Annotated in this window: 10 protein-coding genes; 2 read left to right on the top strand and 8 right to left on the bottom strand. The window is 62.0% G+C overall.

Annotated features, from left to right (window positions below):
• Positions 1-22 precede the first annotated feature (22 nt).
• Positions 23-430, top strand: a complete 408-nt coding sequence (locus tag ACRESH_RS06515; RefSeq protein ID WP_431741190.1) for a hypothetical protein — start codon at positions 23-25, stop codon at positions 428-430.
• Between the two features lies 1 nt (position 431).
• Here the strand turns inward: ACRESH_RS06515 and ACRESH_RS06510 are convergent, their stop codons facing one another.
• Entirely contained in the window at positions 432-1,331 is a 900-nt protein-coding gene (locus ACRESH_RS06510; RefSeq protein WP_431741189.1) for a LysR substrate-binding domain-containing protein, read from the bottom strand.
• A gap of 176 nt (positions 1,332-1,507) precedes the next feature.
• Between ACRESH_RS06510 and ACRESH_RS06505 the strand changes: the two genes are divergently transcribed.
• Entirely contained in the window at positions 1,508-2,713 is a 1,206-nt protein-coding gene (locus tag ACRESH_RS06505) for an MFS transporter (protein WP_431741229.1), read from the top strand.
• A gap of 28 nt (positions 2,714-2,741) precedes the next feature.
• Here ACRESH_RS06505 and ACRESH_RS06500 read toward each other — a convergent pair whose 3' ends face one another.
• The 7 genes from ACRESH_RS06500 to aroK all read right to left on the bottom strand — a co-directional run bounded on the left by ACRESH_RS06500 (position 2,742) and on the right by aroK (position 14,051).
• Positions 2,742-3,089 carry a YgiW/YdeI family stress tolerance OB fold protein gene (locus tag ACRESH_RS06500; protein ID WP_431741188.1) on the bottom strand — a complete coding sequence of 116 codons (348 nt, stop codon included), beginning with the start codon at positions 3,087-3,089 and terminating at the stop codon, positions 2,742-2,744.
• Positions 3,090-3,200: 111 nt separating this feature from the next.
• Positions 3,201-4,265 carry a uroporphyrinogen decarboxylase gene (hemE, locus tag ACRESH_RS06495; RefSeq protein ID WP_428653399.1) on the bottom strand — a complete coding sequence of 355 codons (1,065 nt, stop codon included), beginning with the start codon at positions 4,263-4,265 and terminating at the stop codon, positions 3,201-3,203.
• A gap of 189 nt (positions 4,266-4,454) precedes the next feature.
• Positions 4,455-5,873, bottom strand: coding sequence for an FAD-dependent oxidoreductase (locus ACRESH_RS06490; RefSeq protein WP_431741187.1), 1,419 nt, complete (start codon positions 5,871-5,873; stop codon positions 4,455-4,457).
• Between the two features lie 33 nt (positions 5,874-5,906).
• The gene (gene gltB, locus ACRESH_RS06485; protein ID WP_431741186.1) at positions 5,907-10,352 is read right to left on the bottom strand and encodes a glutamate synthase large subunit; all 4,446 of its coding nucleotides are present in this window, start codon (positions 10,350-10,352) and stop codon (positions 5,907-5,909) included.
• A 362-nt stretch (positions 10,353-10,714) separates the two neighbouring features.
• Positions 10,715-12,319 carry an SPOR domain-containing protein gene (locus ACRESH_RS06480; RefSeq protein WP_431741185.1) on the bottom strand — a complete coding sequence of 535 codons (1,605 nt, stop codon included), beginning with the start codon at positions 12,317-12,319 and terminating at the stop codon, positions 10,715-10,717.
• Between the two features lie 16 nt (positions 12,320-12,335).
• The gene (aroB, locus tag ACRESH_RS06475) at positions 12,336-13,433 is read right to left on the bottom strand and encodes a 3-dehydroquinate synthase (protein ID WP_431741184.1); all 1,098 of its coding nucleotides are present in this window, start codon (positions 13,431-13,433) and stop codon (positions 12,336-12,338) included.
• Positions 13,434-13,532: 99 nt separating this feature from the next.
• Positions 13,533-14,051 (bottom strand): shikimate kinase AroK, encoded by a 519-nt coding sequence (gene aroK, locus ACRESH_RS06470; RefSeq protein ID WP_431741183.1) that lies wholly within the window; start codon positions 14,049-14,051, stop codon positions 13,533-13,535.

The following is a 14,051-nucleotide window of genomic DNA, read 5'->3' as shown; positions in this document are numbered from 1 at the left end:
ACAACTTCCTGGAGAGAAAGGAATGTCTTCATTGATTCGCGCAGCCGTCCTCGGCCTGGCACTGGCCGGCCTGGCCGGCTGTACCTCGAAACCGGTCCTGACCCCGCAGGAACAACTGGTGGTCGGCCATGACTACAGCCACGCGCAAGTGCAGCAGGCGATCCTCAAGGCCGTAGCCGACCGCGGCTGGACAGCACGCAAGGTCACCCCGGACCTGATCCAGGCCGACATCCTGGTGCGCAATACCTTCTACGCCGCCGTGGACATCCGCTACAGCGTCAGTAACTTCCGCATCAACTACCGCGACAGCCGCGAGCTGGGCTACAAGGACGGCAAGATTCACCGCAACTACAACCGTTGGGTGAACAACCTCGACAAGAACATCATGCGCGAGCTGAACCACCTGGAAACCCGCAGTACTGTCCAATAACTCAGCTGCGCTGCAGAGCCTGCCGGGTCAACAACTCGGCAAAGGCCCTGGCCATCGCCGACGACGCATCGCGGCGCTGCACCAGCCAGACCGCGGTGACCGCGTCATCATCAAGCAAAGTCCGGTAGACCACCCCGTCGATGCGCATACGCTGGAACGAGGCCGGCAACACCGACACCCCCAACCCCGCCGACACCAGGCCGATGATGGTCATCGCCTCGCTTGCCTCCTGGGCAAAGTGCGGGCTGAAGCCCGCCTGCCGGGCCAGGCTCAGCAACTGCGCATACAGGCCACTGCCAAAACTGCGGGGAAAGAACACGAACGGCTCGTCGGCCAGCGCTGCCATGTGCAGCCCGCCTTCGCTGCCCTCGGCCAGTGTATGCGTGGCGTTTATCACCGCGACCAGCGGCTCGCGGAACAACTCGGTGGCGACCAGGCTATCGGGCAACGCCAAGGGCCGCATCAGGCCGACTTCAATGCTCTCGTCGAGCAACGCATCGGCTACCGCCTGGCTGCTCATCTCGTTGAGATTCAGGTGCACGGCCGGAAACCGCTGGCGAAACGCGTAGATGGCCTTGGGGATAGTGGAATTGAACGGCGCCGATGAGGTGAAACCGATCTTCATTTCGCCCAGCTCCCCCAGTTGCGCACGGCGCGCGACATCGGCGGCCTTGTCGACCTGGGCCAGCACCAGCCGTGCCTCTTCAAGAAACAGGCGCCCCGCTTCACTGAGCTCGACCCGACGGTTGGTACGTTCGAACAGACGTGCCCCGAGTTCCTGCTCCAGGGCCTGAATCTGCTGGCTCAAGGGCGGCTGGGAGATCCCCAGGTGCTGCGCCGCCCGGCCGAAATGCAGCTCTTGGGCGACGGCAATGAAGTAGCGCAGGTGACGCAATTCCATGGAGCCTCCAATAGGTCGAAAAACCTCTTAAACAGGTCGAACAATATATTGGAAATGATCATTAGCCAGCTATATGCTTTTTTCACTGCCTGACAGGCCATGGCGCCCCGAGGTCACCCGTGAAAACTGCTGTTGCCCCACACGCCCACGAACTCTCCCCTGCTCCACTCGACGAGATCGTCGCAACCCTGAACGAAAGCTGGATCGAAAAAGGCACCCCGGCCTTTTTGCGCACCGTACTGGCACTGTTCTGCGGCGGTTTTGCCACCTTCGCCCTGCTCTACTGCGTGCAGCCGATGATGCCGCTGCTGTCCCAGGAGTTCTCCATCAGCGCGGCGCAAAGCAGCCTGATCCTCTCGGTGTCGACGGGCATGCTGGCGTTCGGTCTGCTGATCACCGGGCCCATCTCTGACCGCGTCGGGCGCAAGCCGGTAATGGTGTTTGCGTTGTTCTGCGCGGCCCTGTGCACCATCGTCAGTGCCCTGATGCCCAGTTGGCAGGGCGTACTGCTGACCCGCGCGCTGCTGGGGCTGTCGCTGAGCGGCTTGGCGGCAGTGGCGATGACCTATCTGAGCGAAGAGATCCACCCGCAGCACATTGGCCTGGCCATGGGCCTGTACATCGGTGGCAACGCCATTGGCGGCATGAGCGGTCGCCTGATCACTGGGGTACTGATCGATTTCGTCAGTTGGCACACGGCGCTGCTGGTGATTGGCAGCCTGGCCCTGATCGCGGCGGCAGTGTTCTGGCGGATTCTTCCCGAATCACGCAACTTTCGTCCGCGCTCGCTGCACCCGCGCAGCTTGCTCGAGGGTTTCAGCGTACATTTTCGCGACGCCGGATTGCCGTGGTTGTTCCTCGAGGCCTTCCTGCTGATGGGCGCCTTCGTCACCTTGTTCAACTACATCGGCTATCGCCTGCTGGCCGAGCCGTACCACATGAGCCAGGCATTGGTCGGTCTGCTTTCGGTGGTGTATCTGTCGGGGATCTACAGCTCGGCGCAGATTGGAGCCCTGGCCGATAAGCTGGGCCGGCGCAAGGTGTTCTGGGCAACAATCCTGCTGATGTTCAGTGGTTTGCTGATGACGCTGCTCAGCCCCTTGCTGCTGGTGATCGTCGGCATGCTGGTGTTCACCTTCGGCTTCTTCGGCGCGCACTCGGTGGCCAGTAGCTGGATCGGACGACGGGCGACCAAGGCCAAGGGCCAGGCGTCGTCGTTGTACCTGTTCAGTTATTACGCGGGGTCGAGTGTGGCCGGGACGGCCGGTGGGGTGTTCTGGCATCAGGCGGGGTGGGATGGAATCGGCCTGTTCATTGGCAGCCTGTTGGTGGTGGCGTTGCTGGTGGCGTTGCACCTGAGCAGGTTGCCGGCTAAAGCCTGAACAACGGGGCCGCTGTGCGGCCCCCCACTCAGTTGATCACTTCAACCAGATCAACATCGACTTCACGGCTCATCAAGTGCTTCTCGACTTCACCGGTCAGCTTGACCTTGGTCTTGTCGTTGAAGGCCACCGGCGGCATGTCTTCTTTGTCGATTTCGACAGTGATGGTGCCAGTGCTGTCCTTGAACTCGAACTTGTCGTCGTTGTTCAACTTCTTCACCACTAAGCCTTGCAGCACCACAGGGGTGTCATCGGCAGCATCGTTGGCCGCAGCGACGGTGGTCACCGGCTGAGCGCCCGGACCGGTATAACCGGCCGCCAGGGCAGCGGTACTGAACAGCGGAGCAAGCAGCAGAGCGAGGTAGCGAGTTTTCATGATGAAGATCCTGTCTGGGTTTCGATGGCGCCAGATTACCCGGGCAGGCTGAACTGAAGCTTAATAGCAAAACGCCCGGCATCGGCCGGGCGTTTTAGGGTACAGCAGCGCTTACTGGTGGTACTGCGCCGACAGCTCGTGCACGGCGTTGATGAACGCACCCGCATGCTCCGGATCGACTTCCGGGGTAATGCCGTGGCCGAGGTTGAACACATGACCTGTGCCATGACCGTAGCTGGCCAGAATGCGTCCGACTTCAGCACGGATGGCTTCTGGCTTGGCATAAAGCACGGTCGGGTCCATGTTGCCCTGCAGGGCGACCTTGTTGCCGACACGCTGGCGGGCTTCGCCGATGTCGCAGGTCCAGTCCAGGCCCAGGGCGTCGGCACCTGCGTCGGCAATGCTTTCCAGCCACAGGCCACCATTCTTGGTGAACAGAATGACCGGTACCTTGCGGCCTTCGTGCTCGCGAATCAGACCGCTGACGATCTTGCGCATGTAGGCCAGGGAGAACTCCTGATAGGCCGCCGCCGACAGGTTACCGCCCCAGGTGTCGAAGATCTGCACGGCTTGCGCACCAGCGAGGATCTGGCCGTTGAGGTAGCTGATGACCGACTGCGCCAGCTTGTCGAGCAGCAGGTGCATGGCCTGCGGATTGTCGTAGAGCATAGCCTTGGTCTTGCGAAAGTCTTTCGACGAGCCGCCTTCGACCATGTAGGTGGCCAGGGTCCAGGGGCTGCCGGAGAAGCCGATCAGCGGCACGCGACCATTGAGCTCGCGGCGGATGGTGCTGACCGCGTCCATCACATAGCCCAGGTCCTTCTGCGGATCAGGGATCGGCAGCGCTTCGATATCGGCCAGGGTGCTGATGACCTTCTTGAAACGCGGGCCTTCGCCGGTTTCGAAGTACAGGCCCTGGCCCATGGCGTCGGGGATGGTGAGGATATCGGAGAACAGGATCGCGGCGTCCAGCGGGTAGCGGTCCAGCGGCTGCAGGGTGACCTCGCAGGCGAACTGCGGGTTCATGCACAGGCTCATGAAGTCACCGGCCTTGGCGCGGCTAGCGCGGTATTCCGGCAGGTAGCGGCCGGCCTGGCGCATCATCCACACCGGGGTGACGTCTACGGGTTGCTTGAGCAGGGCGCGCAGAAAACGATCGTTCTTCAAGGCAGTCATGTCGGCATCCGGAAAAAAAGTGCGGGCATTTTCTCAGACACCAACGGAAAAGGCACGGTAAGTACCGTGCCTTTTGTCTATCGACTTGTGACAGGTCAATAGATTTTGTTGAAATCATCGCGGGGCAAGCCCGCTCCCACCGGTTTTTACAATTCCTGTGGGAGCGGGCTTGCCCCGCGATAAGGCCTATCAGACCTCGAGGTAATCCAGAATCCCCTCAGCCGCATTGCGCCCTTCAAAAATCGCCGTCACCACCAGGTCAGAACCGCGAACCATATCGCCACCGGCGAAGATCTTCGGGTTGCTGGTCTGGTGCTTGAAGGTGTTCTTCTCCGGTGCCACGACGCGGCCCTGGCTGTCGGTCTGGATGCTGAACTGCTCGAACCACGGCGCCGGGCTCGGACGGAAACCGAAGGCGATAACCACGGCGTCGGCCGGGATGATCTCTTCGGAGCCCGGGATCGGCTCGGGGCTGCGACGGCCACGGGCATCCGGCTCGCCGAGACGGGTCTCGACCACCTTCACCCCTTCAACCTTGTCTTCACCGACAATCGCGATCGGCTGGCGGTTGTAGAGGAACTTCACGCCTTCTTCCTTGGCGTTCTTCACCTCTTTGCGCGAGCCAGGCATGTTTGCCTCGTCACGACGGTAGGCACAGGTCACCGCCTTGGCGCCCTGGCGGATCGAGGTGCGGTTGCAGTCCATCGCCGTGTCGCCACCCCCGAGCACCACGACCTTCTTGCCCTTCATGTCGACGAAATCTTCCGGCGACTTTTCAAAGCCCAGGTTGCGGTTGACGTTGGCCACCAGGAAATCCAGGGCATCGTGCACGCCGGGCAGGTCTTCACCGGGGAAGCCGCCCTTCATGTAGGTGTAAGTGCCCATGCCCATGAACACTGCATCGAACTCTTCGAGCAGTTGTTCCATGCTGATGTCCTTGCCCACCTCGGTGTTGAGACGGAACTCGATGCCCATGCCGGTGAAGACTTCGCGGCGGTTGCTCAACACGGTCTTTTCCAGCTTGAACTCAGGAATACCGAAGGTCAGCAGGCCACCAATTTCCGGGTTGCGATCAAACACCACCGGGGCCACCCCACCGCGCACCAGCACGTCGGCGCAGCCCAGGCCGGCCGGGCCGGCGCCGATGATGGCGACACGTTTGCCGGTCGGCTTGACCTTGGACATGTCCGGGCGCCAGCCCATGGCGAAGGCGGTGTCGGTGATGTACTTCTCCACCGAACCGATGGTCACCGCGCCGAAGCCGTCGTTGAGGGTGCAGGCACCCTCGCACAGACGATCCTGCGGGCACACCCGGCCGCAGACTTCCGGCAAGGTATTGGTCTGGTGCGACAGCTCCGCAGCGGCGAGGATGTTGCCTTCGGAAACCAGCTTCAACCAGTTGGGGATGAAGTTGTGTACCGGGCACTTCCACTCGCAGTACGGGTTGCCACAGCCCAGGCAGCGGTGGGCCTGCTCGGCCGACTGCTGGGGTTTGAAGGGCTCGTAGATTTCCACGAACTCTTTCTTGCGTTGACGCAACAGTTTCTTCTTCGGATCCTTGCGCCCGACCTCGATGAACTGGAAGTCATTACTCAGACGTTCAGCCATGTTCAAAACCTCATCAAACTCTTCAGGCGCATATCACTGCGGGTTGGCACGGGTGCTGGACAGCAGGTTCTTCAGGTTTGCCGCCTTTGGCTTGACCAGCCAGAAGCGCCGCACGTAGTCGTCCAGGTTCTCCCAGAGCTCACGCCCCCATTCGCTGCCGGTTTCTTCGACGTATTCACCGAGGACGCGCGACAGGTGGCTACGGTAAGCCTCCATCGCCTCGCCGCTGATGCGCTGGATTTCCACCAGTTCATGGTTGAGCTTGTCGACGAAGCTGTTGTCCATGTCGAGCACGTAGGCGAAACCGCCGGTCATGCCAGAGCCGAAGTTGTAGCCGGTCTTGCCCAGTACGCAGACAAAACCACCGGTCATGTACTCACAGCAGTGATCGCCTGTGCCCTCGACAATCGCGTGGGCACCGGAGTTACGCACGGCAAAGCGCTCGCCCGCGGTGCCGGCGGCGAACAGCTTGCCGCCGGTGGCGCCGTACAGGCAGGTGTTGCCAACAATGGCGCTGTGCTGGGTGGCGAACGGGCTGCCCGCAGGCGGCACGATCACCAGCTTGCCGCCGGTCATGCCTTTACCGACGTAGTCGTTGGCATCACCTTCGAGGTACAGGTTCAGGCCACCGGCGTTCCACACCCCGAAGCTCTGCCCGGCAGTGCCCTTGAAGCGGAAAGTGATCGGTGCCTTGGCCATGCCCTGGTTGCCATGCAGACGCGCGATCTCGCCGGAAATCCGCGCGCCGATGGAACGGTCGCAGTTGCAGATATCCAGGTTGAACTCGGCGCCGGACAGGTCGCGTATGGCCGGCAGGGCCATGTCGACCATCTTCTCGGCCAGTACGCCCTTGTCGAACGGCGGGTTGCGATCGACTTCACAGAACTGCGGCTTGTCGGCCGGCACGTGCGGGCTGCCCAGCAGCGGGCTGAGGTCGAGGTGCTTCTGTTTCTCGGTTTCGCCGGGGAGCATTTCCAGCAGGTCGGTACGCCCGATCAGCTCGCCGAGGCTGCGCACGCCCAGCTTGGCCAGCCACTCACGGGTCTCTTCGGCCACGTAGGTGAAGAAGTTCACCACCATGTCGACGGTACCGATGTAGTGGTCCTTGCGCAGCTTGTCGTTCTGGGTGGCAACGCCGGTGGCGCAGTTGTTCAGGTGACAGATGCGCAGGTATTTGCAGCCCAGGGCGATCATTGGCGCAGTGCCAAAGCCGAAGCTTTCGGCACCGAGGATCGCTGCCTTGATCACGTCGAGGCCAGTTTTCAGGCCGCCGTCGGTCTGAACCCGGACCTTGCCGCGCAGGTCGTTGCCGCGCAGGGTCTGGTGGGTTTCGGCCAGGCCCAGTTCCCATGGCGCACCGGCGTACTTGATCGAGGTCAGCGGCGAGGCGCCGGTGCCACCGTCGTAACCGGAGATGGTGATCAGGTCAGCGTAAGCCTTGGCCACACCGGCAGCGATGGTGCCGACGCCCGCTTCCGCCACCAGCTTGACCGAGACCAGCGCCTGCGGGTTGACCTGCTTGAGGTCGAAAATCAGCTGCGACAGGTCTTCGATCGAGTAGATGTCATGGTGCGGCGGTGGCGAGATCAGGGTCACGCCAGGCACTGCATAGCGCAGCTTGGCGATCAGGCCGTTGACCTTGCCGCCAGGCAGTTGCCCGCCTTCACCGGGCTTGGCGCCCTGGGCAACCTTGATCTGCAGCACTTCGGCGTTGACCAGGTACTCAGGCGTCACGCCGAAACGGCCGGTGGCCACTTGTTTGATTTTGGAGCTACGGATGGTGCCGTAGCGGGCCGGATCTTCACCGCCCTCACCGGAGTTGGAGCGTGCACCCAGGCGGTTCATCGCCTCGGCCAGGGCTTCATGCGCCTCCGGCGACAGCGCACCGAGGGAGATACCGGCGGAGTCAAAGCGCTTGAGGATGGCGTCCAGCGGTTCGACTTCTTCCAGCACCAGCGGCTGCTCGGCGACCTTGACCTTGAGCAGGTCGCGGATCATCGATACCGGACGCTGGTCGACCAGCGTGGTGTATTCCTTGAACTTGGCGTAGTCGCCCTGCTGCACAGCGGCCTGCAGGGTGTTGACCACATCCGGGTTGTACGCGTGGTACTCGCCACCGTGGACGAACTTCAGCAAACCGCCCTGCTGGATCGGCTTGCGCGCGCTCCAGGCTTCGGCGGCGAGCAGCTTCTGCTCGTTCTCGATATCAACAAAGCGTGCGCCTTTCAGGCGGCTGGCAACGCCACGGAAGCTCAGCTCGACGACTTCCTCGGACAGACCGACGGCCTCGAACAGCTGCGCACCACGGTAGGAACCAATGGTCGAAATACCCATCTTCGAAAGGATTTTCAGCAGGCCCTTGGAAATGCCCTTGCGGTAGTACTTGAACACTTCGTCCAGGTCACCGAGCACTTCACCGGTACGGATCAGGTCGGCCAGCACTTCATAGGCCAGGTACGGATAGACCGCCGAGGCGCCGAAGCCGATCAGCACCGCGAAGTGATGCGGGTCGCGAGCGGTGGCGGTCTCGACCAGGATGTTGCTGTCGCAACGCAGGCCCAGTTCGGTCAAGCGGTGGTGCACGGCACCCACGGCCAGCGACGCATGCACCGGCAGTTTGCCTGGAGCGATATGGCGGTCACTGAGCACCAGCTGGGTCTTGCCGCTACGCACGGCTTCTTCCGCCTGGTCGGCGATGTTGCGCACCGCAGCTTCCAGGCCAAGGCCTTCTGCGTAGTTGAGATCGATCAGCTGACGCTCGAAGCCTGGGCGGTCGAGGTTCATCAGCGAGCGCCACTTGGCCGGCGAAATCACCGGCGAGCTGAGGATCACCCGCGAGGCGTGCTCGGGGGATTCCTGGAAGATGTTGCGCTCGGCACCCAGGCAGATCTCCAGCGACATGACGATCGCTTCACGCAGCGGGTCAATTGGCGGGTTGGTGACCTGGGCGAACTGCTGGCGGAAGTAGTCGTAGGTCGAGCGCACGCGCTGGGACAGGATCGCCATCGGCGTATCGTCGCCCATCGAACCGACCGCTTCCTGGCCTTGTTCGCCAAGCGGACGCAGCACCTGGTCACGCTCCTCGAAGGTGACCTGGAACATCTTCATGTACTGCTTGAGCTGGTCAGCGTCATAGCTGGCCACGCCCTGGTCGTCGCTGAGGTCGGCCTGGATGCGCAGGGCATTCTGGCGCAGCCAGCGCTTGTACGGGTGGCGCGACTTCAGGCGGTTGTCGATGGCGTCGGTGTCGAGGATCTGGCCGGTCTCGGTATCCACGGCGAAGATCTGGCCCGGGCCCACGCGACCCTTGGCGATAACGTCTTCGGGCTTGTAGTCCCAGACGCCGATTTCCGACGCCAGGGTGATGTAGCCGTTCTTGGTGGTGACCCAGCGCGCCGGGCGCAGGCCATTGCGGTCGAGCAGGCAGACCGCGTGGCGACCTTCGGTCAGTACCACGCCGGCCGGGCCGTCCCACGCCTCCATGTGCATGGAGTTGTATTCGTAGAAGGCACGCAGATCGGCGTCCATGGTCTCGACGTTCTGCCACGCTGGCGGAATGATCATCCGCACGCCACGGAACAGGTCGATGCCGCCGGTGACCATCAGCTCGAGCATGTTGTCCATGCTCGAGGAGTCGGAACCGACGCGGTTGACCAGCGGGCCGAGCTCTTCCAGGTCCGGGATCAGGTCGTTGGCGAACTTGGTCCGCCGCGCCTGGGCCCAGTTGCGGTTACCGGTAATGGTGTTGATCTCGCCGTTGTGGGCGAGGAAGCGGAACGGCTGCGCCAGCGGCCATTTCGGCAGGGTGTTGGTGGAGAAGCGCTGGTGGAACACGCAAATAGCAGTCTGCAGGCGCTCGTCACCGAGGTCCGGATAGAAGGCGGCGAGGTCCGCCGGCATCATCAGGCCTTTATAGATAATGGTCTTGTGCGAGAAGCTGCAGATGTAGTGGTCGGTGTCGGCGGCGTTGGCCACGGACGAACGACGACGGGCGCTGAACAGCTTGATGGCGAATTCCTGATCGCTCAGGCCTGCACCGCCGACGAACACCTGCTCGATCTGCGGCAAACGCTCCAGGGCCAGGCGGCCGAGGACGCTGGTGTCGATCGGCACCTTGCGCCAGCCCACCAGTTGCAGGCCGGCCGCGAGAATCTCGCGATTCATGTTTTCCCGTGCGGCTTCAGCTTTGCTGTTGTCCTGATTGAAGAACACCATGCCGACCGCGTATTGCTTGGGCAGCTCACTGCCGAACTGCTCCAGGGCCACGGCCCGCAGGAACTGATCAGGCTTTTGCATCAACAGACCGCAACCGTCACCGGTCTTGCCGTCAGCGTTGATACCACCGCGGTGGGTCATGCAAGTCAGCGCCTGCATGGCTGTTTGCAGAAGGTGGTGGCTGGGTTCGCCCGTCATATGGGCGATCAGGCCGAAACCACAGTTATCCTTGAATTCTTCGGGATGGTACAGACCTGTTTTCATAGACACTTTCTCACCAGGTTCGCCTCTCACCAAGGCAAATCTCTTTTTAGTACAACCACTTACCATCCACGCCGAACGAATGCCAGCTTTGCGGGGGCAATAGGGGAGCCATTGTTGCACAGCGACAGGGAAGCCCACAAATTTACGACGAATGATCGTAAATCCATGTCGCATTTTTGAATGTTTTTAAGCGTGCGCCGTGGTACGGCATTGCTTGAGTCTGAAGCGTTTCAGCCTGGACTGCAAGATGGGCTTGTGGCCGGCAGTCTGGGACAGAAAAGCCTGCCGCGTAGTACGCAGCAGGCTTGACCGTAAATCAGGAGTCGCTCAGCAGGTGGCGGGGGTAGTGCCACCAGGCTAGATCAGCGGGTCGCGGCCAGTTCTTGTTGGACGCTGGCGACGGTACGTGGCCAAGGTTTACCAGCCTGGACCTTGGCTGGCAAGGCTTTGATTGCAGCCAGGGCGGCATCACGGCTGGCGAAGTTACCGTAAGTGATCACGTACAGCGGCTTGCCCTGCAAGGTTTTCTTGAAGTAGCGATAGTCGCCACCTTGGGCTTTCACGTAGGCCTGGGCAGAAGCCTCGGTGCTGGTCCCAAGGATTTGCACGACATAGTTGCCCGGTTTTTGCCCGGCATACCAACTGCCGCCTGCGGCGGGCTTGGCGGCAGGCTTCTCGGCAGGTTTTGGCACAGGCTTGACCGTCGCCACCTGGGTAGGTGCAGGCTTGGCCACAGGTACAACCGACTTGCTGGCAGCAGGTGCAACCGGCTGCGCTACCGGAGCAACCGGTTGCGCCTGGGCGACCGGTTGTGCCGGAGCAGGCGCAGGGCCGGCGGCAACGCCAGCAGGCGGGGCAATGGTGGTGACAGTAGGCGGCTGCAGCGCGGTATCACCGGCCGGACCGCCTTCTTCGCCGTCACCCATACCAGTGGACTCGGCCAACGGACCACGCATGACCGGTTGCGACTGACCTACCAACGGCAGTGGCATTGGCTGTGAATTTCCGGCGAATTCGATCGCAGGGGCGCCGTTGTTCGACTGGGCATTGCCCGGCTGGCCTTGGCCCAGCGGCAGTTGCGCCTGTTCGGCCGGGGCAGTGGGCGTCTGATCGCCTTTCTTCGGCATCAGCACGGCCGCGGCAACGGCGACTACTACGACAGCAGACAGCGCCAGCACGTGTTTTTTAGGCATATTGAACCCCATTGATGGTCGCTTGGCCGTGGTCCGGCTGGCGATCATGGCTTCGATCAAGGTATCGCGGGCAACCTGGTTGATAGCCCCAGGCCAGCCATCCGAGTTTTGGTGAATATCGACAATCTGCTCACTGGTGAACACCTCGATCCCTCGTCCGGCACCCTCCAGGCGCTGCTCGAGGTATTCCCGGGTTTCTTCTTCGCTGTAGGGCGCAAGCTCGATGACATGGAAACGCTCCAGGTCAGCATTGAACTCTTCCAGCCCGGCGATCAGTGACGGTTCGCCGAACAGGAACACATGCGGACGCCCCTCCGGAGTGCCCGCCGCCAGTTCCAGCAAGGCTTGGAGTGCCGACTCGTCGAGTTGTTCCGCATCGTCCACCAACAGGTAGACTTCTTGTCCGGTCAACGCCAGCTGCACCACCTGGGCCAGCAGCTCGGGGACTTCGGGCTGGGCAACCCCCAGGGCCTGGGCGACCTGACCGAGCACGCTGGCGGCATCGCTGGCGCCGCGGGCGGAAACCACCACACTCTGCACCGATTGCTTGTTGGTGCTGGCAACCAGGGCCTGACGCAGGAGGGTCTTGCCACTACCCTGGGGACCGGTCACCACCAGCAGCAGCTGGCTATAGCGGGCCAGATGATGCAGTTGGCCAAGCACCGGCTTGCGTTGGGCTGGGAAGAATTTGAAACCAGGCACCCTTGCTGCGAAGGGGTCATGGTTCAACTGGTAATGGCCGAGAAAGGCCTCGTCGGCATGCAAACTAGTCATCGGACGCTCATCAACCTCAAAGCTGGGCCACGATTGCGCGGTAATCCGCGGCCAGCGTGGCCTGAAGAATCTCTTTCGGATAGTCGTCGGTGACCACCGCTTCGCCCATTCGGCGCAGCAGGACCAGACGCAGACGACCGTCGAGTACCTTTTTATCTACTGCCATGTGTTCCATGAACTGCTCCGGGGTCATTTCCTCAGGAGGCACCACCGGCAAGCCCGCGTTCTGGAACAGACGGATACCGCGATCACGCCCCTGCTGGCTGATCCAGCCCAGACGCATGGACATCTCCAAGGCCATCACCGTGCCCGCTGCCACGGCCTCGCCATGCAACCAGACACCATAACCCATATGGGTTTCGATGGCGTGGCCGAAGGTATGCCCGAGGTTAAGGGTGGCACGCACGCCAGACTCGCGCTCATCGGCGCCGACAACAGCAGCCTTGGCTGCGCAGGAGCGACGAATCGCCTCGGTCAGCGCAACCTGATCCAGGTTGCGCAACGCATCCATATTCGCTTCGAGCCAGCCCAGGAACGGTTCGTCACAAATCAGGCCGTACTTGATCACTTCGGCAAGGCCGGCCGACAGCTCGCGTGGTGGCAAGGTGTTGAGGCTACGGGTATCGATCAGCACCGCATTGGGCTGATAGAAGGCGCCGACCATGTTCTTGCCGAGCGGATGGTTGATGCCGGTCTTGCCACCCACCGAAGAGTCGACCTGGGACAGCAAGGTAGTCGGCACCTGGATGAAGTCCACACCACGCTGGTAGCAGGCGGCAGCAAACCCGGCCATGTCGCCGATCACCCCACCGCCCAAGGCGACCACCGTGGTGCGGCGATCATGGCGGGCAGTGAGCAAGGCATCGAAAATCAGCTGCAGGGTTTCCCAGTTCTTGAACGCCTCGCCATCAGGCAACACCACCGGCAGTACCGAATAGGCACCCAGGGTCTTGCTCAGACGCTCGAGATAGAGGGGTGCGACAGTCTCATTGGAGATGATGGCGACCTGCCGACCGGCAATATGCGGCGCCAGCAGTTCAGGTTGATCCAACAGGCCTTCGCCAATGTAGATCGGATAGCTACGTTCGCCCAATTCGACCTTTAGTGTCTGCATGTGTCCCCACAATGAACAAGGCGCGGCATCGATGGCTCGACCCACGCAATAACGGTGTGCCCTGTCACGGCATGACTGGTCGCCGAGGATAGTCCTGGCTTAACGGGGCGGCAACTTCTGCAAGCGCTCGAGAATATCCTGCACGACCATTCGCGGCGGCCGTTCGTCGGTTTCCACTACCAGGTCAGCGATCTCGCGGTATAGCGGATCACGGATCTCCAGCAGGGCACGCAACGTCGCCTCCGGATTGGCCGTGCGCAGCAACGGACGGTTGCGGTCACGCGAGGTACGCCCGACCTGCTGCTCGACCGAGGCGTGCAGATACACCACGCGTCCTCCGGCGTGCAGAGCCTGGCGATTGGCATCGCGCATCACCGCACCTCCGCCGGTGGCCAGGACCACGCCGTCGCAAGCGCACAGCTCGGCGATCATCGCCTGCTCACGGTCACGAAAGCCCGGTTCGCCTTCCTTGTCGAAAATCCACGGGATATTGGCGCCCGTACGCAGTTCAATTTCCTTGTCGGAATCCTTGAACGGCAGGCGCAGCTCTTTGGCCAGCAGGCGGCCGATGGTGCTTTTACCCGCACCCATGGGCCCCACAAGTATCAAATTTCGCAC

It is taken from the genome of Pseudomonas sp. (genome assembly GCF_050739775.1).
GTDB lineage: Bacteria > Pseudomonadota > Gammaproteobacteria > Pseudomonadales > Pseudomonadaceae > Aquipseudomonas.
This window is presented reverse-complemented; position numbering and strand designations above follow the sequence as displayed.

Bases quoted from the DNA above. Each gene is read 5' to 3' on its own strand.
- ACRESH_RS06510 (WP_431741189.1), bottom strand. From the start codon at position 1,331: ATGGAATTGCGTCACCTGCGCTACTTCATTGCCGTCGCCCAAGAGCTG.
- ACRESH_RS06480 (WP_431741185.1), bottom strand. From the start codon at position 12,319: ATGACTAGTTTGCATGCCGACGAGGCCTTTCTCGGCCATTACCAGTTG.
- hemE (WP_428653399.1), bottom strand. From the start codon at position 4,265: ATGACTGCCTTGAAGAACGATCGTTTTCTGCGCGCCCTGCTCAAGCAA.
- ACRESH_RS06500 (WP_431741188.1), bottom strand. From the start codon at position 3,089: ATGAAAACTCGCTACCTCGCTCTGCTGCTTGCTCCGCTGTTCAGTACC.
- ACRESH_RS06515 (WP_431741190.1), top strand. From the start codon at position 23: ATGTCTTCATTGATTCGCGCAGCCGTCCTCGGCCTGGCACTGGCCGGC.
- aroB (WP_431741184.1), bottom strand. From the start codon at position 13,433: ATGCAGACACTAAAGGTCGAATTGGGCGAACGTAGCTATCCGATCTAC.
- gltB (WP_431741186.1), bottom strand. From the start codon at position 10,352: ATGAAAACAGGTCTGTACCATCCCGAAGAATTCAAGGATAACTGTGGT.
- ACRESH_RS06490 (WP_431741187.1), bottom strand. From the start codon at position 5,873: ATGGCTGAACGTCTGAGTAATGACTTCCAGTTCATCGAGGTCGGGCGC.